Source organism: Dysgonomonas sp. Marseille-Q5470, from assembly GCF_951230145.1.
Classification (GTDB): Bacteria; Bacteroidota; Bacteroidia; order Bacteroidales; family Dysgonomonadaceae; genus Dysgonomonas.
The window spans coordinates 414,702-433,732 of the sequence record NZ_CATNVE010000002.1 but is presented as its reverse complement, the minus strand read 5'-3'; the positions used below and the strand labels follow the sequence as shown (position 1 = coordinate 433,732).

18 protein-coding genes are annotated in these 19,031 nt (G+C 37.5%); 5 read left to right on the top strand and 13 right to left on the bottom strand.

Going from position 1 to position 19,031, the window contains the following annotated elements; all coding sequences use genetic code 11:
- Positions 1 to 151: 151 nt before the first annotated feature.
- From QOX35_RS05160 to mdh, 3 genes are all read right to left on the bottom strand, one after another.
- Positions 152 to 811: a suppressor of fused domain protein gene (locus QOX35_RS05160; protein WP_283686048.1), complete on the bottom strand. Its 660-nt coding sequence runs from the start codon at positions 809 to 811 to the stop codon at positions 152 to 154.
- A gap of 195 nt (positions 812 to 1,006) precedes the next feature.
- Positions 1,007 to 3,367 carry a family 20 glycosylhydrolase gene (locus tag QOX35_RS05155; protein ID WP_283686047.1) on the bottom strand — a complete coding sequence of 787 codons (2,361 nt, stop codon included), beginning with the start codon at positions 3,365 to 3,367 and terminating at the stop codon, positions 1,007 to 1,009.
- A gap of 380 nt (positions 3,368 to 3,747) precedes the next feature.
- On the bottom strand, positions 3,748 to 4,689 hold the full coding sequence (mdh, locus tag QOX35_RS05150; RefSeq protein ID WP_283686046.1) for a malate dehydrogenase: 942 nt from the start codon (positions 4,687 to 4,689) through the stop codon (positions 3,748 to 3,750).
- A 242-nt stretch (positions 4,690 to 4,931) separates the two neighbouring features.
- Between mdh and QOX35_RS05145 the strand changes: the two genes are divergently transcribed.
- The gene (locus QOX35_RS05145) at positions 4,932 to 5,822 is read left to right on the top strand and encodes a DUF8429 coiled-coil domain-containing protein (protein ID WP_135105016.1); all 891 of its coding nucleotides are present in this window, start codon (positions 4,932 to 4,934) and stop codon (positions 5,820 to 5,822) included.
- 18 nt (positions 5,823 to 5,840) lie between these two features.
- Entirely contained in the window at positions 5,841 to 6,335 is a 495-nt protein-coding gene (locus tag QOX35_RS05140; RefSeq protein WP_283686045.1) for a GNAT family N-acetyltransferase, read from the top strand.
- On the opposite strand, the gene QOX35_RS05135 is transcribed toward QOX35_RS05140, so the two are convergent.
- From QOX35_RS05135 to QOX35_RS05100, 8 genes are all read right to left on the bottom strand, one after another.
- Positions 6,336 to 6,899: a pentapeptide repeat-containing protein gene (locus QOX35_RS05135; RefSeq protein WP_283686044.1), complete on the bottom strand. Its 564-nt coding sequence runs from the start codon at positions 6,897 to 6,899 to the stop codon at positions 6,336 to 6,338. It lies immediately after the preceding gene.
- Between the two features lie 8 nt (positions 6,900 to 6,907).
- Entirely contained in the window at positions 6,908 to 7,471 is a 564-nt protein-coding gene (locus QOX35_RS05130) for an L-threonylcarbamoyladenylate synthase (protein WP_283686043.1), read from the bottom strand.
- A 3-nt stretch (positions 7,472 to 7,474) separates the two neighbouring features.
- Positions 7,475 to 8,002, bottom strand: a complete 528-nt coding sequence (locus QOX35_RS05125; RefSeq protein WP_283686042.1) for a GNAT family N-acetyltransferase — start codon at positions 8,000 to 8,002, stop codon at positions 7,475 to 7,477.
- A 19-nt stretch (positions 8,003 to 8,021) separates the two neighbouring features.
- Positions 8,022 to 8,477: a BT0820 family HAD-type phosphatase gene (locus QOX35_RS05120; protein ID WP_135105011.1), complete on the bottom strand. Its 456-nt coding sequence runs from the start codon at positions 8,475 to 8,477 to the stop codon at positions 8,022 to 8,024.
- A gap of 5 nt (positions 8,478 to 8,482) precedes the next feature.
- Positions 8,483 to 8,932: a hypothetical protein gene (locus tag QOX35_RS05115; RefSeq protein ID WP_283686041.1), complete on the bottom strand. Its 450-nt coding sequence runs from the start codon at positions 8,930 to 8,932 to the stop codon at positions 8,483 to 8,485.
- Between the two features lie 8 nt (positions 8,933 to 8,940).
- Entirely contained in the window at positions 8,941 to 9,564 is a 624-nt protein-coding gene (recR, locus tag QOX35_RS05110; protein WP_283686040.1) for a recombination mediator RecR, read from the bottom strand.
- A 134-nt stretch (positions 9,565 to 9,698) separates the two neighbouring features.
- On the bottom strand, positions 9,699 to 10,523 hold the full coding sequence (locus tag QOX35_RS05105; protein WP_283686039.1) for an endonuclease VIII: 825 nt from the start codon (positions 10,521 to 10,523) through the stop codon (positions 9,699 to 9,701).
- Between the two features lie 35 nt (positions 10,524 to 10,558).
- Positions 10,559 to 12,928 (bottom strand): monovalent cation:proton antiporter family protein, encoded by a 2,370-nt coding sequence (locus tag QOX35_RS05100; protein ID WP_283686038.1) that lies wholly within the window; start codon positions 12,926 to 12,928, stop codon positions 10,559 to 10,561.
- A 328-nt stretch (positions 12,929 to 13,256) separates the two neighbouring features.
- On the opposite strand from QOX35_RS05100, the gene QOX35_RS05095 reads away from it, so the two are divergent.
- The gene (locus QOX35_RS05095) at positions 13,257 to 14,429 is read left to right on the top strand and encodes an OmpA family protein (protein ID WP_283686037.1); all 1,173 of its coding nucleotides are present in this window, start codon (positions 13,257 to 13,259) and stop codon (positions 14,427 to 14,429) included.
- A 75-nt stretch (positions 14,430 to 14,504) separates the two neighbouring features.
- Here QOX35_RS05095 and QOX35_RS05090 read toward each other — a convergent pair whose 3' ends face one another.
- Positions 14,505 to 15,332 carry a TerC family protein gene (locus QOX35_RS05090; RefSeq protein WP_283686036.1) on the bottom strand — a complete coding sequence of 276 codons (828 nt, stop codon included), beginning with the start codon at positions 15,330 to 15,332 and terminating at the stop codon, positions 14,505 to 14,507.
- A 357-nt stretch (positions 15,333 to 15,689) separates the two neighbouring features.
- Here QOX35_RS05090 and QOX35_RS05085 point away from each other — a divergent pair, with 357 nt between their 5' ends.
- Entirely contained in the window at positions 15,690 to 16,931 is a 1,242-nt protein-coding gene (locus tag QOX35_RS05085; protein WP_283686035.1) for an HD domain-containing protein, read from the top strand.
- A 30-nt stretch (positions 16,932 to 16,961) separates the two neighbouring features.
- Entirely contained in the window at positions 16,962 to 18,287 is a 1,326-nt protein-coding gene (gene tilS / locus QOX35_RS05080; protein ID WP_283686034.1) for a tRNA lysidine(34) synthetase TilS, read from the top strand.
- Between the two features lie 103 nt (positions 18,288 to 18,390).
- Here the strand turns inward: tilS and QOX35_RS05075 are convergent, their stop codons facing one another.
- Positions 18,391 to 18,870 carry a hypothetical protein gene (locus QOX35_RS05075; RefSeq protein WP_283686033.1) on the bottom strand — a complete coding sequence of 160 codons (480 nt, stop codon included), beginning with the start codon at positions 18,868 to 18,870 and terminating at the stop codon, positions 18,391 to 18,393.
- Positions 18,871 to 19,031: the final 161 nt, after the last annotated feature.

Here is a 19,031-nt window from a genome sequence, read left to right as displayed (position 1 = left end):
TTTTAGAGATACAAAATTACCAAAAAAAGTGATTCCCTCTTACTCCGGGAACAGTTATCTTGCACTTTTAGTGTACTATTAAGATTAATTATGGAAAACCTTTTGTAAACACACTTACAAGACAGAAAGCTTTCAGATACTACGCTATAATCTATCTCCGAAGCAAGTCGGTTACCATCAGAGGATTTGTCGTCTTCATTTCGGCTAAGACTTTCTTCACCTCATCATAAGCCGAGCTTGCCGATGTAATCCGATTCATTTCATTTGCAGTAAGTCCTACCATTTGCAAGAATGACACTTCTCCGTGCGGAGTTTGTATCTTTCCCAATTCAGGATCGGAAACAAAAGCAACTCCGACAATATTTATTTCGGCTGTAGAGTTCAAACGAATAGGGCCATTCGCCGGAATAACATGATATTCTTCAAACCACTTACCGCTCTTTATTACATAGCGGGCAAGATTATTCATGAGGTTGACCACCCAAGTAGAGTCGTCACCATCTTCGGCAAAAGGTTTGAGGCGAAATGTAAATTCAAATCCCCATTTACTAAATTCACCTCCGGCAGCCTCTTCGTTATAATAAAGTTCTGACATGCCATAGCTTACTAAATGGCGATGAAACATATCTTTTTGCGAATCGTATATACTCACACCATCTAACGGGTCTTCCCCGCCCACCATGTAATGTACAGGAGGAGCATAATGCCGAGGTTTTTGATCTCCATAGATACCTTCCACTACCTTATCTATCTCCAGCCACCCTACAGCATCATCTTCATCGAATAAATTCTTGTATTCTTTTTGCGTCATTTATGTACTATTCTATTCTTCTAACATTACCTATTTTATTCCGAGCACTTAGCCCACAAGACTCCAATATCAGTAAGGTACATACAAATATAATCTTTTTAGCAAATAGGAGCTGACGATATGCATAAAAAAGTGCCGGCACATGAAAGCACCGGCACATCTCTTACATTATATATCTAGTTACTCTATTGTGTATTACTTAAAATAAGTCTCATCCATGTAACTAAATTCCGATTGATCTGCCTTACGGATACCTACATAGATATCTTCCCACTGGGTAGGCCATCCTCCAAATATAGCGCCTAGTCTAATCAGCTTAAATGCATGCGCACCTTTGGCCAATGCAACCGACTTATCGCTACGTGAAAATCTACGAGCAGTTCCGTTGTTATCTTTTTCATTAGATATCAATAATTTGCCATCAATCCACAATTCATAGTCTGTACTGAAGTAGTAAACACCATCTTCTGGGATATTCATGTATCCGGTAAGAACTGTAGAATAATAGTCGTCGGCATACGGTTCTGTATAATTCGGTATTCTATGCTTAGACTTCTGCGGAGCGAGTACATACTCGGTTTCGGCAGCAGCCTTGCCTTCCAATTCTGCCACTGTTCTTGTATATCCTTTGTAGTATTCCGCTTTAAGTCCGGGCTTAGCATCCTTTTCCTTCTCTACAGCCGGTGCATACGATTGCTTTTCGATAGTGATAGTACGCACATCACTCATCTTATCAGACAAAAGTACCGAACGTATTTTAAATGTTGTATTTTCAGTAAATGTCAACGGCTTGTCATAAACCTGCGACGTCAATGCGGGCTCGCTGCCATCGGTAGTATATACCATTTTTACAGGTTCTGTTGTTTTAAATTCGAGTGTAACCTGATCTGTGAATGCTACAAAGTTACATGACGGTGCACCCTTTTGCTCAGGTAGCGGTATATAATAATTGACATTATGCATATCAAGGCGCACGCGTTGATTATCGATACGACGCTCAAAATCTTTATAGTTTTTCTTATCTTTCGGAGTCCAATTAAGTTCAGCCAATGCAATAATACGCGGATAAATATCATATTCCATACCATTGCCATTATACTTATATTCAGTCCACACATTGGCCTGCGCTCCTAAGATATGATGTTTCTTATCTTCGGCTATCTTTCCCGGAACAGGCTCATATCCATATACTTTCTCCAAATTCAAAAAGCCGCCTATCGTTACCGGAAGGTTTTTAGAATCACCTTGGTATTTATCCAGATAAATCCATGCCCCCGGTGTCATTATCACATCATGCCCCATATTTGCAGAAGCAATACCGCCTTCTTCTCCTCGCCAACTCATTACAGTAGCTGTTGGAGCAAGTCCACCTTCAAGTATCTCGTCCCAACCGATCATCTTCTTATTGTGTTTCAACAAGAACTTTTCGATGCGTTGTACAAAGTAGCTTTGCAGTTTCTCTTCAGCAGAGTGAGTCTTATCCGCCTTCAAACCAAGTTCTTTTATACGAGCCTGACACTTAGGACATACTTTCCATCTGTCTTTCGGACACTCGTCTCCACCAATATGGAAGTATTCGCTTTCGAACAAAGGAATCACTTCTTCTATCACATTTTCCAAGAACTGGAATACAGAATCGTTTCCGGCGCAATACACATCGTTTGCCACACCCCAGAAACAACGTACATCGATTGGCTTTCCGGTACAAGACAACTCGGGATATGCAGCAATTGCAGCTACACCATGTCCGGGCAATTCTATTTCGGGTATAACTTCTATAAAGCGCTCTTTAGCGTATGCCACAACCTCTTTCACTTGATCTTGTGTATAGAAATAAGGGCCATATTCGTTTCCTTCACCCTCTGTTCTCTTTGCTCCTATCTCTGTAAGCTTAGGGTATTTCTTTATTTCGATGCGCCAGCCTTGATCTTCTGTCAGATGCCAGTGAAATGTATTGATCTTGAACATCGCCAACACATCCAATTGCTTCTTAATAAAGTCTACATCAACAAAGTGGCGGCAAACATCGAGATGCATTCCTCTATACTTGAATCGAGGCTCATCTTTTATTGCTACTCCGGGTACTTTCCATGCAATATTTTTCACAAGCGTAGGACTTTCTATTTCGGCAGGAAGCAACTGCATTACAGTCTGCATCGCATAAAACAACCCGTGTGGTGTTTTAGCCTGGATATCTATTCCCTTTTCGGTAACGTCGAGTAAGTAACCTTCTTCGTTAACCGAAAGATCTGCGACAATAGACAAATTAATATAATCTGTTGCAGGTCTAGTTTTTTCTATACTCAAGTTGTATCCTGTAGATGCCTTGATTTTTGCAGCAAAATAAGCAGCTACTTTTTCCACATCTGCGTTGTCTGCTACAAACACAACACTTTTTCCAAGCTTAAAAGTATCTTCTTTTTGCGTCAATTCGAGTGGCAACGGCGTAATATTTATACCTTCATTGTATGGCTTGAGAACTGTAGATTCACTTCCTCCGCATGAAAGCATTAAAATTGTCACCATAAATAAAATGATTGGCGTAAGTTTTTTCATTAGTTTTTACAGGTTTAAAGTTTAATGATTATGGTATTTTAAGTTGATTTTACAAATATAACCATCGTTTATTGCATATCAGCCAGCGAATAGTTAATTAACATTTAAAAAAAGTAACATTACCTATCCCTGTTAATAATACTTCAGCGCAAGTATCTATAAAAAGCAACACACAATTTCTAGTATACGAAAAGTAACAAAAGTAACACTTAACAATACATATCTTAATGTCACTTTTTCTGCCATAATTTAACAAACAAAAGCGCTTATTATATCAGATAAATTTAGCAAAGAAAGATACCCCTACAATATAATAATAAAGGGACACTTCACATACATGAAGCATCCCTCCTCTTTTAGTCAAACTTTGCAAATAAGCGTTAGATAGCGTTTATTTCTTTCAGAACAGCATTTGTTTTGTGAACAGCTGCTGCTGATGCTTCAAATTTTTCTTTTTCGTCTGCTGTAAGTTTAAGGTCGATAACTTTTTCCCATCCGTTTTTACCTAAAACTACAGGCACACCAATACAAATATCATTTTGTCCGTATTCTCCTTCAAGAGACACACAACAAGTAACTACCTTTTTCTGATCGTGAAGGATAGCTTCTACCACATAAGCTCCGGCAGCACCCGGTGCATACCATGCCGATGTACCAAGCAATCCGGTAAGAGTAGCACCACCAACCATCGTATCGGCAACAACTTTATCCAATGCTTCTTTAGACAAAAGGTCAGTTACAGGAATACCTTTGTATGTAGCTAAACGAGTTACAGGGATCATTGTAGTATCTCCGTGTCCACCTATTACCATACCTTCTACTTCATTCGGATTGCATCCCAATGCTTCGCTTAAGTAATATTTGAAACGTGAGCTATCTAATGCACCACCCATACCTACAACACGGTATTTAGGAAGACCTGTCACTTTAGAAGCAAGATATGTCATTGTATCCATTGGGTTGGATATGATAACAAGAACAGCATTCGGTGAGTATTTAAGGATATTTTCTGCTACACTCTTCACAATACCGGCATTTACCCCGATTAGTTCTTCACGAGTCATACCCGGTTTGCGAGGAATACCCGAAGTAATAACAACTACATCAGAGTTAGCTGTTGCTGCATAATCGTTAGTCACGCCTTTTACACGTGTATCAAATCCCAACAACTGTACAGTCTGGTTCATATCGATAGCTTTACCTTCCGATACACCTTCTTTTACATCAAGCATCACTACTTCATCAGCCACTTCATTAAACGCTAGAACGTTTGCACATGTAGCACCTACATTTCCGGCACCTACTACTGTTACTTTAGACATAATAATTTGATTTAATATATTAATTAATAATTTGATTCTTTCATATTGCAACAAGACTGAAACAGATACTAAACAATCTCGCCTAAAAGCCTAACAAATGTACATGCTTATTCTGAAATAAAGAAGATTTTGCTCGTCAAAAATACCCCTATTTTATTAAAAAAAGCGAAAGGTTTTTAAATGCCTTTTGTTCAATCTGTATAAATCCGTTATATTTGTAGTCGCAGATTTTTAACATCATCATGGATACAGAAAAAAAGAGTAATTCGAAAATATTAATTGGAATAATAGCCCTGCTTATTCTGGGGATAGGCATAGCTAGTTACTTTATATTCAACCAGAAGACTCAAATTGACGAACTGCAACAGGAAAGTGTTCTGAACAAACAGCAGCTGGAAGACGAGTACGAGAGCCTGTCGATGCAATACGAAGGGTTTAAATTGAATATAAAAAATGACTCACTTCTACAAAAGCTAACAAATGAACAAACTAAAGTTCAACGGTTACTTGAAGAGTTGAAGACTGTGAAAGCTGAAAATAAAGCTGAGATTTCCCGCTTAAACAAAGAGCTGGCAACTCTGCGCCAAATATTAAAGTCGTACATCGCACAGATCGACTCTTTAAACAGGGCAAATGCTCAGCTAAGACAAGAAAAGCAGGAGATAACAAATAAGTATCAGGAAACATCGAAAACACTGAATCAGGTAACTCAGCAAAAGCAAGACTTGACCGAAAAAGTCACCAAAGCGGCCAAGCTGGATGCAACAAATATAAGCGTGCAAGCTACAAACAGCAAGGGAAAAGTTCAAAAGAAAATAAATAAAGTAGAGCAGCTGATAATCAATTTTACAATAACAAAGAATATTACTGCCGAGCCGGGTGAACGTACTATATATGCACGCATCATGAAACCCGATGATGATGTATTGACCAAAAGCAGAGCGAATACATTCGCTTATGAGAATGGAAACATCAATTACTCCATAAAGCGGGTTATAGAATACGGAGGCGAAGAAGTGGGTGTTACTATGTACTGGAATGTAGAAGAATATCTGATGCCGGGAACATACCGTGTAGATATTTTTGCTGATGGCAATAGAATAGGCAGTAGATCTTTCTCATTAGAGAACTAAAACCTTATTGATATATAAATGCAAATAGTAGAAGCTACTACAGACCATATTTATAATATCCAGGTACTATCAAATGTTATTTGGCCCGCTACATTTAGCAACATTCTTTCGCAAGAGCAGATAAGCTACATGATGGATATGATGTATAGTACGAGTTCGTTGGAAAAGCAGATGAATGAGTTAAATCATCACTATCTATTAGCCGAGGAAGATGGTGAATATTTAGGCTATTTATCATACGAGCTGAACTACAAAGGTACGCCAATAACCAAAATACACAAAATATATGTACTGCCTTCTATTCAAGGTAAAGGTGTAGGCCGCTTGTTTATAGATGCGGTGAGTAAACTAGCCCTGAAGAATAACAATACGCTTCTTTCGCTGAATGTAAACCGATATAACAAAGCGATTGATTTCTACAAACGAATGGGCTTCGATTTTTTCACAAGTGAAAATATTGACATCGGCAACGGATTCCTGATGGAAGACTATGTGATGAATAAAGACTTGTAGCTAGTCGATAATAATATCAAATTGGTTTAGCAACCCCGCCAATCCATCTTTAGAAAAACGTGCTTTTTTGATCTGATTCTGACTCAGATCTATTGAGTAATTATACGCAGTGGTAAAATCCACTTCTTGAATATTGGTATTATAAAAGATTGCTTCTTCTAAATCTGCTTCCAAAAATTTTGATTGTTTGAGGTCAGCTCCTCCAAAGTCGACTCCCTTTAATGAAGTATCCTTAAAACGAGTCTTACTCATTTTTCGCTTTTCGAAAGAGGCATAATCGAGTATGCAATTTTCAAAGTCGACATGAAAAATAAAATCGTGGCAATGATTAAATTTCACACCAAGCATTTTACAATTCTTAAAATGGATATTATTCAGAGTAGACTGATTGAGATCCGCCATCGACAAGTTACAATCCATAAAAGAACAGTCCGTAAAAGTACAAGCGATCAGCTTCGAGTCCGAGAAATCGCATTTCGAAAAAGTACAATTATCAAAGGACTTTTTATGTAATCCTTCTACATAAGATTTACCTTCAAAGATTATGTCTTCACTAACAATCATGCCCTCTCCTACTCTCTGATTATTTTCACTTCTCCGGTTTTACCCAATTTTATGATACTCGATGCTTTCGATTTACTTGTATCCTCCTGCCTGTATTTTACAATATAATCTACACCTAGCTTTATCTCTTCACTTATATCATCAAAGTTAGCCGGAGCAGGCTCCCCGCTGATATTAGCAGATGTAGAAACCAAGGCTTTCCGAAAACGCTTACACAACTCTTGAGAAAATTTTTCTTTTGTGACACGGATAGCGAGACTACCGTCTTCTGCCATCAAATTAGGCGCAACATTTCGTGCTCCATCATAAATTATGGTCAATGGTTTTTCGGATAGCTCTATCAGATCCCACGCTAAAGAAGGAACTTCATCGATATAATAATCGAGCTTGATAGGATTATCGAGCAGAGTAATAAGGGCTTTACTGTCAACCCTTCGCTTCAGTTCATATACACGATGTACAGCTTCCTCGTTGGTAGCATCACAGCCTATTCCCCATATCGTATCGGTAGGATACAAAATCAATCCACCGGACACAAGCACTTCAAAAGCTTTCTTTATATCTTCTTCCATAATTTATTTATCGTTAAGCAACTGAGAAAGGTAAACATCTTCAAACTCTTCACCTCTTTGCAACCAGTCTTTCAATATTCCGACAGATTGATACCCTGCTTTCTCAAACAAGCTGATACTATTGGTATTGCTTTGGGCTATATATGCATATATTTGGTGAAGGTACAAAAAGTCGAAAGCATAGTTGCTCATCAATTCCAAAGCTTGTTTGGCAAAGCCTCTTCTGCGATAGTCATCATCAATGAGGATGCCAATACCGGCTCTGCGGTTGTGGGCATCGATATCGTAAAGATCAATGGTTCCGATAGTGACTTTCTCTTCTACGAGGTCTATCATCAGGCGCAATTGTTTGCTTTGATATATATCCATCTCTAACGAATCATTGATGTACTGCCTCAGCACCAACTTAGAATACGGAGCCAAAGTATTGCCATGATACCACAAGACTGTAGAATTCTCCCAACGATATAAGATTTCTAAATCTTCGGGTTCTACGGCTCGCAAAACGATATCTTTGTTTTTCAATAGCATTTTGTAAAAGACTTAGTAGTTAATAACTTCCTCTCTCAAACATTTCACCCAAGCGTATAAAGAAATTCTTCTTTCTTCTCCTCGCTCTTTGGCTTTCTCCCGAAGACATCATTATATTTTCGAAGGAAACTTCTCCTCTTTCCATCGCTTTAATCGCATGATATATCACCCCCCAATCAGGAAGTCCTCCCAAATTGCGGTCGTCAATAAACAAATCTGCTGTTAATTTCCGAGACGCTGTTAACGAATCCTCCTCGGGGTAATTCTTGTTAGCTGCATAAAAATGCAACCCTTTATTTTTACAATAATCTACTGCTTCCTGCAACAGGCTGCCGTCTCGCACTGTCCAAAGAATAAGGATATGTCCATCTTGCTGCAACTGCAAAAGTGTTTCGATTGCAAAAGGAATGGGACGTCCGATTTTGGGATACTCATGTTCGACGATTGTTCCGTCAAAGTCTACTGCAATAACCATTTTATTTAATCTTTTATTTCTGATGTAGTATCGTTAGCTTCTTTTAAGGTCTTTCGGTTAGGATAACAAAAAAACAATGCAAATATAATTATAATTGTCATATACACAGAGTTCTTTGAATTAAACAGATACAGTCCTGCTATGTTCAATATAGCCGCCGCATCTAGTACAAACATACGCAGAATATAGGCAGGAAGGTACTTCTCGAGAAACTTCTTGTGCTCCAGCTCTACGATCCTCCGATACTGAGTATGGAATAGTTTCAATGCGATTGGAATACTGGCCAACGATATTAGAATTGTATATTGTTCAAACACAACATTCGTATTTGTAGCGGTACCAAAAGTTAAACCTTTAGAGAATAATATAAATGTTAAAACAGTCAACAGCAAAAGAATGTTCGCCCAGAATAACAACATTAATGTTTTATATAGCTTTCGTTCTTTATTCTCCATTATGATTTTTACAATTTATATGACTCATTAAACAATGTCCTGTTCAGGATAGAGCGTCCCAATGTTACTTCATCGGCATATTCTATTTCATCTCCGATAGAAATCCCCCGTGCAATCATAGAAACCTTTATATCGAAAGATGATAATTTTTTATAGATATAGAAGTTGGTGGTATCGCCTTCCATCGTAGTACTTAATGCCAAAATAATTTCTTTCACATCACCCTTGGCTACACGTGCCACCAGGCTGTCTATCTCCAGATCGGAAGGGCCTATTCCATCTATCGGCGATATAATACCTCCCAACACATGATACAAGCCTTTGAATTGCATTGTATTCTCAATAGCCATGACCTCTTTTATATTCTCTACAACACAGATGGTAGCTGCATCACGAGACTTATCCAAACAGATAGGGCAAATATCGTCATCACATATATTATGACAAACATTGCAATACTTTACTTCATGCTTCAAAGAAACCAATGCCTGAGCGAAACCTTCCACCATAGCATTGTCCTGTCTCAACAGATGCAAAATCAACCTCAAAGCCGTTTTACGCCCTATGCCGGGAAGCTTTGCGAATTCATTTACTGCATTTTCTAATAAAGCTGATGGATATTTTTGATTCATGATGCCTGAAAATTTTCGGATGCAAAGATAAGAATTATTTAAGGGATTTTCTCACTGATTCAAGACATCTTAAATCTATTTAAATATTATAAGAAGGTATTTTTAATACAATTAGAGAACAAGGCAGACCGTTTTCACTCTTTCTGACAACTCGGACAAAAGTAGATTGTGCCACCCAGATATGCCTCCTTTACAATATCGCTTCCACAGATGGTGCATGGCTCTTTGTATGTTTTCTTGGATAAAAGGGTTCTATATTTACCCCAATTACCATAAAAATCCTTTTCAGTATCACGGCCTCCTTTATCGGTCATATTGCGCAAAGTAACCTTCAATGAATGGAACAGATCTCCTCTTTCGAGATCAGACATTGTAGATATTCTCCGTTTGGGATGTATTCCGGCTTTGAAAAAGATATCTTGTAAAACACCATTACCCAAACCGGGAATCCGCTGTTGAGTACCAAGCAAGGCCTTTACCGACATATCTTTTTGTACACCGGCAAAGATTGAATCAAAATACGCCTCATCAAAAGCGTCGCTCAATGGGGAAATACTGTTCAGACTTCCGGCATGATATACATTTTGCAACTGTCCCTTATAGGCATATATGGCTCCATACATAGATACTGTAAAAGCAAGACATGCCATATCCTCGAACAATATCAAGAGCTGATGTTTCTCCGGATACTTCTCGGTTGCCGTATAATATTTCAGGTTTGTACCGTCACTTATCGAAATATAAGTATCCTTGTCGCAGATAATATCAACAAAGGCTCCATGCCCTCTTGCTGATTCTACTTCTCGCCCAACAAGTATATTACGATACAAAGCTGGGTTGCCATTGTACCATGTAAATTTGTGCGGGCTGGTTGCCTGAATAACTTTTGCTATTCGTTTTCCTGTCAGGATGGTTTCAGCTTGTGAACTTATCGTTGCCGATTCGGGTATTTCTATCATACCTACACTTATAGGTTAATAATATAATAGTAGTTTTAGGATGCAATCGATGATGCTTTTATATTTTCCTCAAACGAATTTAGTTTATTTTTCTCACCCGCCAACCATATTACGTCGCCTTCTTGGAACACAAAGCCGGAAGTGAAATTGATAATAGACTCATCTCCTCTATCGATACCGATCACCATACATTCTGTTTTTTCGCGGATACCGGCATCTACAATAGATTTATCAATAAGAGGAGATCCGGGTTCTACAAGATATTGGGATAAGCATATATGATATTCGGCTTCTTCCTCCATGAGCAAATCCTGCTCGGTCTTTTCCTCCAAGTATTGAGACAGCTTTTGCATTTCCTCATCGGAGCCCGAAACAACTAATTTATCAAATGGATATATACGTGTGTTCCCATCAGGTATATTAATCTTATTGCATCCTCTTACGATGGTTACAATATTTACACCTGTTTTTTGTCTAAAGTCTAATTCCCGCAAGGTTTTTCCGATATTGGAAAACGACTGGGATATTTCAAATTCAGCGATATGTATATTCTTCGAACGCAGGTCATTCGCTACGGTTGGTAGAATCGCTGCATTTTTCTCTTTTAGTTTTTGTTTCAGGTTTAGATTTTCAAGAAATCGTGCCTCGATCCTACGGGACTGAGCCTTGAACCCTTGAGAGAATATAATCAACGTTACAACGACCAATGAAATAATAACCATCAATACTGTAAGCCTTGGGAATAAAGGAATCAATACCATTAGCACTAATACAATACAAATAATAATACGGAAGACAATCAACGAAACCAATGCCCCTCTGTTGAGTCGGTTATCCTTCCACAGATTTTTGAACTCTTCGGAGCGATTTTTCTTCATCATAATGGCACGTAAGAATGGAGCCATCAGAGTGAGTGTAATAATCGCTGCTAAAATCTGTCCCCAGATACTTCCGGGAACGTACTCTACAATATATGGTGTGATAAAATTTTGGAACACCAACAAGATAGCCAAAGATATAGTGAAATATACAGCGACTAAAGTGAGTATGCTCTTCAGTAATTTCTTCCAGTCATTTTGCTTATTCACCGTATCGTATCCCGATGCGCCATATCCATCTTTAATCTTGGCGAATTTATCGGGAACCCTCTTTTCCAACCAGCCGTATGCCGTATCGGACAGCTTAATACAGTACGGAGTAGTGAACGTTGTAATTACCGACACTGCTACTATGATCGGATACAGTGTATCTGTAATAACACCAAGACTAACACCCAAAGTAGCTATGATAAAGGAGAACTCCCCTATCTGTGCGAGACTGAATCCCGATTGCATCGCCACTTTCAGGCTCTCACCCGAAGCCATGACACCTAATGTTGCAAAAATAATCCGTCCGATAAGCACAACCAAAGTAAGAATTATCACCAGCACGCCATATTCGGCAATAATAGCCGGATCGATCATCATACCCACAGATACGAAGAAGACAGCGCCAAACAGATTCTTCAAAGGCTCCATGAGGTGCTCGATATGTTTAGACTCGATTGTCTCTGCCAATATAGATCCCATTATAAAAGCACCTAAAGCGGCGGAAAAGCCAACAATAGAAGCAAAAAGAACCATACCAAGGCAAAGCCCGATTGCCACAATTAACAAGGTCTCATCATTCAAATACTTTTTCAGTTTTTTGAGTATTGTGGGTATCATATAAATACCTACAATAAACCAAATAAGCATAAAGAAGAACAGTTTTACCACACTGTTTGCCAATTCACCGCTTTCTATATGCTGGCTCGACGCAAATGTTGTAAGCAAAACCATCATTATGATGGCTGCAATATCCTCAACAATAAGCATCCCGAAGACGATTCCTGCAAACTTTTTCTTTTGCAGCCCCATATCATTAAAGGCCTTGATGATAATAGTAGTAGACGACATAGAGAGCATACAGCCCAGATAAATGCTATCCATCCGGGTCCAATCATCTATGAGATTTACGATGAATAGCTGCCCCGCGAGATAGCCAATTATTATCATAGAACCCAAGTTGATAAGAGTGGCAATAGAAGCTTTACCCCCAACGTCCATCAGTTTTTTGAAACTAAATTCGAGACCTAAAGCGAAGAGTAGAAAAATTACGCCGATCTCTGCCCAGATGCCGACATTACCCATATCGGATATTTCAGGTAGGGTTTTGAATATAGATCTTACACTTTCATCCGATGCTCCCGATATATCTATAACGAGTTTCTCTATGAATTTTTTGAAGTGAAGACTTGCCAAAAATCCTGCAACAATGTACCCCAATACGACAGGTTGTTTTAGCCATTTGAATATAATAGTAACTATTCCGGCAGTTATTAATATAATTGCCAGATCACTTATAAAATCAGGAAGGTGAGCCATATAATTTTATTTTCTGCAATAAAAATTCAGTATAATTTGATATAAAAATATTCGTTCTTGTTAATAGAACGTACAAAAATGAGTTTTTTTCGATGTCTAAAATTATCAAAAAAAAATGATTCTCGAAAATAAATAACCAAAAAGTCATAAATTGCATCCTTCGCTACTTTTACTTATTTTATCATTTTTATTGCATCAACAATATATTTATATTAGCTTTGGTGCTAGTTTTTTTAGGTTCGATGTAAAAAAACACTTACATAACATAATGATTCAAAACAATCCAGCTCTATTTTTACACTACAGACTGGAATTAAAACACAAAAAAATGAAAAAGATTATTTTATTAATTGTTTCCGTCATTATAGCAGGAAGCTATAGTTTTGCACAAGAGAAGGCTTATGCCCCAACTTCTTTTTGGGATCATTGGTTTATACAAGGTCAGGTCGGAGGATCTTATACCGTAAGCGAATTCCATAGCAAAGCTAAGTTTGGAGATCTCATAACTCCTCATGTAGCTATATCGGCAGGAAAATATTTCTCACCTGTAGCCGGAGCGCGTCTACAAGTAGGTGGATGGCAATCCAAAAACTATCATGAATATACGTTAAATAAACAAGCGAAAACTGGAACTTACAAAGTGGACTACATACAAACAAGCGTTGATGGTTTGCTTAATTTAACAAATCTATTCATGCCTTATAGCCCGGAGAGAGGTTTTAACCTGATTGGTATTGCCGGTATCGGTTATGCTCATGGCTTTGGAAAAGATAATATCGAAGGACTGGGAAGCATAGGTAGAACGAACAGCATTATACCACGCGTCGGATTTCAAGGAGACTTCCGTATAAGCGAAGCTGTAAGCCTTAACCTTGAGGTAATAGGCAACCTATATCCCGATAACTTCAATGGTGTGGTAGCCGACAAAAAATATGATGGTATTGTAAGCGCTCTTATAGGTCTTACTTACAACTTCACCAAAGGCGGGTTTAAGATGGTTGATGAAGCAGACCCTGCTGCAATCAGGTCGATGAACGATAAGATCAACGAACTAAGAGGACAGATAGGAAGCAAAGATTCGGAAATCAGCAGATTAAAACAAGAGCTGGCCGTTAAACCTGAACCTCAGATTGTAATAGAAAAAACGAAAGAGATCAAGGAACAAACAGAAGTATTGATGAATGCTGTTGTTGTATTCCATATTGGTAGTGCAAAACTTGAAAAGAATCAAGATATCAACATTTACAATGCAGCCCGTTATCTGAAGGATAATCCACAGGTAAATGTTATAGTAACAGGATATGCCGACAAGAGCACAGGTACTGCTGCTATAAACCAAAGACTTTCTGAACAACGTGCTGAGGCTGTAGCCAACGTGCTTGTAGAAGAGTATGGTATCTCAAGAAGCAGAATAACAACCAAAGCCAGCGGAGATAAAGAACAACTATTCCCTACAGATCAGTGGAACCGTGTAGTTGTATTTACTGCCGTTACAAAGTAAAAAGTTCCTGCAAAAATAAACAAGAGGCTGCCTCATCAAAAGTGAGGCAGCCTCTTGTCATATAAGGACATTCAATTATTTTTCTTTTTCTACAATTTCAGAATCAATAAGCTTTACAGGCTTTGATTTTTTGCGAAGCTTCATATTCAGAAACTCTACCAACAAAGAGAATGCAATGGCAAAATAAATATATCCTTTAGGTATTTCACCCACCACTGTTCCAAATATAGATAGGCTAGATAAATGTGCTGCTTCTACTATTAGCATAACCCCTATCAATATCAGAAACGAAAGTCCCAACATCTGAATAGTGGGATGATCATTTACAAAACGACTTACCGGTCCGGAGAATAACAGCATTACCATTACAGCCAAAACGACAGCCGTTACCATTATGGTCATAGCACCCACATAGCCAAACTCGCTGAAGCTTACAAGTCCAACAGCAGTAAGTACACTATCAAAAGAAAAAACAATATCAAGTGCCACGATCTGGGCAATAACTCCCCAAAAACTGGTTTTTGACCCGGTTGTAACCGAATCACTTTCGCCTTCTAGTTTATGATGTATTTCAGTCACACTTTTGTATAATAGGAAAAGCCCTCCTACTAATATAATGATGCTCTGCCCCGATATAGACCCATCGAGCCATTGTGTATCAAAACTAATAATAGGCTTGGTGAGCTTCATCAGCCACGATATACAAAAGAGCAAGGCAATACGAAAAAGCATAGCCAAAATAAGACCCACAGTACGGGCTTTGGGCTGCTCTTTGGCAGGAAGCTTAGCTGATACTATAGACAAAAATACAATATTGTCTATACCAAGTACAATTTCCAGAAAGGATAAAGTCAGAAGTGCAATCCACGCACTAGGCAAAAAGAACGTTTCTAGAATTTCCATCTTTATTTTTTTGTGTCAAAATTAATAAACATTTTGACACAAAAAAGAATCAATGTTTTTTTTCGAGATAGTCTTTTATAACTGCATTTCCGTCTGTCTTTATCAATCCCAGCATATACTGAATCTTAAGCTGTAGTTTTTTTAGTTTTGTTTTTAGTTTTATCTTCAATTTTGCTTTCTTAATACATTCTCAAGAGACAAATATAAAACACAAAATATACATATACAACTTATTAGTCTAAATATTAACTTCGTTTAATTTTATTTTTATCACAGCTACATATTAAAAAACATATTTATAAAATATGATGTATCTTTGTTTAAATATCAATAAATACATATAATCTCATAATATACATGGCCATAAAGAAAAAGATAATCAACGACCCTGTTTTTGGTTTTATTACGATACCGAGCCTGTTTTTATATAAACTGATTCAGCATCCCCTCCTCCAACGGTTAAACCGTATCAGGCAAATGGGATTAGCTTTTTTTGTATATCCCGGAGCACAACACACACGACTACACCATTCCATAGGGGCTATGTACCTGATGGATGAGGCAATAAAGGTTTTACGAATAAAGGGGCATGAAATAACAGACGAGGAGGCTAATGGAGCATTAGCATGCATATTGCTACACGATGTGGGTCATGGGCCCTTCTCTCATGCTTTGGAACATACGCTGACAAATGGTATTCATCACGAAGATTTTTCTTTGGCCCTTATGAATTACCTAAACAAAGAACTAAAAGGGGAATTAAGCACATGTATATCAATATTCAAGAATGAGTATCCAAAAAAATTCCTGCACCAGTTAGTTAGCGGGCAGCTCGATGTTGATCGCCTCGACTATCTTCGCCGTGATAGCTTTTTTACGGGTGTGACAGAAGGAAATATCGGTTCGGCTCGTATCATAAAAATGCTTGATGTAAAAAACGACAAACTGGTAGTAGAAGCCAAAGGCATTTACTCTATCGAAAACTTTCTGACCTCGCGTCGGTTGATGTATTGGCAGGTTTATCTTCACAAGACGGCTGTTGCCGCCGAAAAGATGTTGATAAAAGTTCTCATACGGGCTAAAGAATTAACAAACAATGGAGTTAACTTATTTGCATCTCCTGCTTTGCAATATTTTTTACAAAAAAACATAGATAAAGCTTATTTCGAAAAGAAGATGGACGAAGTACTGCTTCACTTTGTTAAGTTAGATGATAATGACATTTGGAGCGCACTCAAGGTATGGGCTGATCATGATGATGTTGTATTATCAAAATTGAGTGATTGCCTTGTAAACAGAAAATTGTTTAAGATAGAAATAACGAATGAAGAGCTTCCGGTCTCCTATATACAGAAGTATATAGAGCGATATATGAGTGAATTTAATATTACAGAAAATGAAGCGTCCTATTTCTGTTCATCAGATGTTATCTACACGAATATGTATAATGAAGTAGACGACAGCATCGATATTTTATACAATGATGGCACAATAAAAGACATATCCGAAGCTTCGGACATGCTGAATATACAGCTGCTATCAAAAAAAGTAGAAAAGCACTATTTTTCCTATCTTAAAATATTACCGACAAACAATTAAAATAAAGATATATTACTTTTGTACTTAATTATGAATATAGTACAGGTCGAACAATATATAGACGAGAACCAACTGTTAGAAGACGGTAGCAAGGTTATTGTAGGGGTTAGCGGTGGAGCCGACTCTGTCGCTCTACTGGATATCCTGCACACGTTGAAATATAAGTGTGTGGTGGCACATTGCAACTTTCATCTTCGGGGAGAAGAATCTAATCGTGATGCTTTTTTTGTAGAAGAATTATGCCAAAAGTACAACCTTAAATATGAAAGGGTAGATTTTGATACAGAAGCCTATGCCGAGATTCATTCTATCTCGATAGAAATGGCAGCAAGAGAGTTGCGATATAATTGGTTTGAACAAATAAGAACAATCCATCTGGCTGATAAGATTGCGGTCGCACATCATCGTGACGATTCGGTAGAAACCATACTGCTAAATCTGATAAGAGGAACGGGAATTAGAGGGTTGACCGGAATAGCTGCCCAAAACAATAACATCATTCGCCCTCTTCTATGCCTCAGCAGAAAAGACATCTTAGAGTATCTGAAAGACAGGGGACTGAAATATGTAGATGATAGCACCAACAATGAGGACTTGTATACACGTAATAAGATAAGGCTAAATATTATCCCATTACTGGAGACTATCAATCCATCGGTAAAAGATTCCATTATCCGTACAGGCGAGCATTTATCGCAGGTGGAGAATATATATAATTTTTATATCCAACAGGTAAAGACAGATGTGTTGAGTGACGATAGCATCAACATCCGAACGCTGATTAAATATTTAGAGTCGGAAGCGATACTCTATGAGTTGCTTGCTCCTTACAATTTTAATACAGCAACAGTAAGACAAATTTTCGAATCGATAATAAGTCAGTCCGGGAAGATATTTTACTCCGACACCCACAAGCTGATTAAGGATAGGGAATACTTTATAATAAAGAAAAGAGAGAAGCTCTCAGTAGACAGCTTTCTCATAAGGGAAGAAGATTGCTTGATGAACTATCCATTACAGCTATCTATCGAAACGATCCAAGTAGATAATGGTTTTGTAATAGAGAAAAATAAAAACATTCTCTATCTGGATAAAGATAAAATAAAATTCCCGCTAACACTCAGAAGGTGGCATCAAGGCGATTGGTTTATCCCATTCGGAATGAAGGGCAAGAAAAAGGTGAGCGATTATTTCACCGATCAGAAGTTTAGTTTATTCGAAAAAGAAGAAGCCTGGCTACTTTGCTCAGAAAATGATATTGTGTGGATTGTCGGCGAACGTTCCGACGATCGATTTAAGATAGACAAACCTACCAAGCAAATCCTAAAGATACAGATAACAGATAATCCATTATAAAAAAAAGCACCTCTATTATAAAAAATGACGAATATCTTTTATAAATCTACTTAATGGCAAAAGATTAAAAAATAAGGATATTATGTTCAAGTTAATATAAAAACTAAGTATTTTTAGTCTTTTCTTTATATTTTGTCTTTAAATCATCAAGGGTTGTCTGATGCACGTGTATATATTTTTCACCTGATTTCAACTTAGCTTCAATCTCTTTTTTCAAGTCATTATCTATTATTGATAAAGCAATATATTTTGTAAAGAATGTTATTTGCTTTTTAATATATCCATTCATAATATACCAAGAGTCTTTTTCCCTTTTTTCGTCTATTATCTTTTGTTTTTCTATTTTTCTCAAAAATATCTCATTTTCTCTTTGAAACTTCGCATCTTCTCTAAGTAATTTTCTAGCCAAAGCTAAAGTTTCTCTTTCTTCTGCTTTTTTTCTCTTTTCAGCTTCTTTTTGCGCTGCTTTATGAGCTTTTGAAATACCAGATATTATGCCAATTCCTAGTTTAAATAGACTATTAGCGGCTTTACTAGAACTCTTTTTTCTACCAAAAGGATTTCTTGAATATCCTATACCCATAGTTTATAGAATTTAAGGTTTATTCTACAAACTTAAAAAAATCATTTATTATCCTCTTGTTTCTCCTAAGAATTTTTCAATATTATGGATTGATTTTATTTTTCTAATCCTCTCAATCTCTTTAATAAATCTACTTATTTTATCAGAGGTGCTTTTGTATT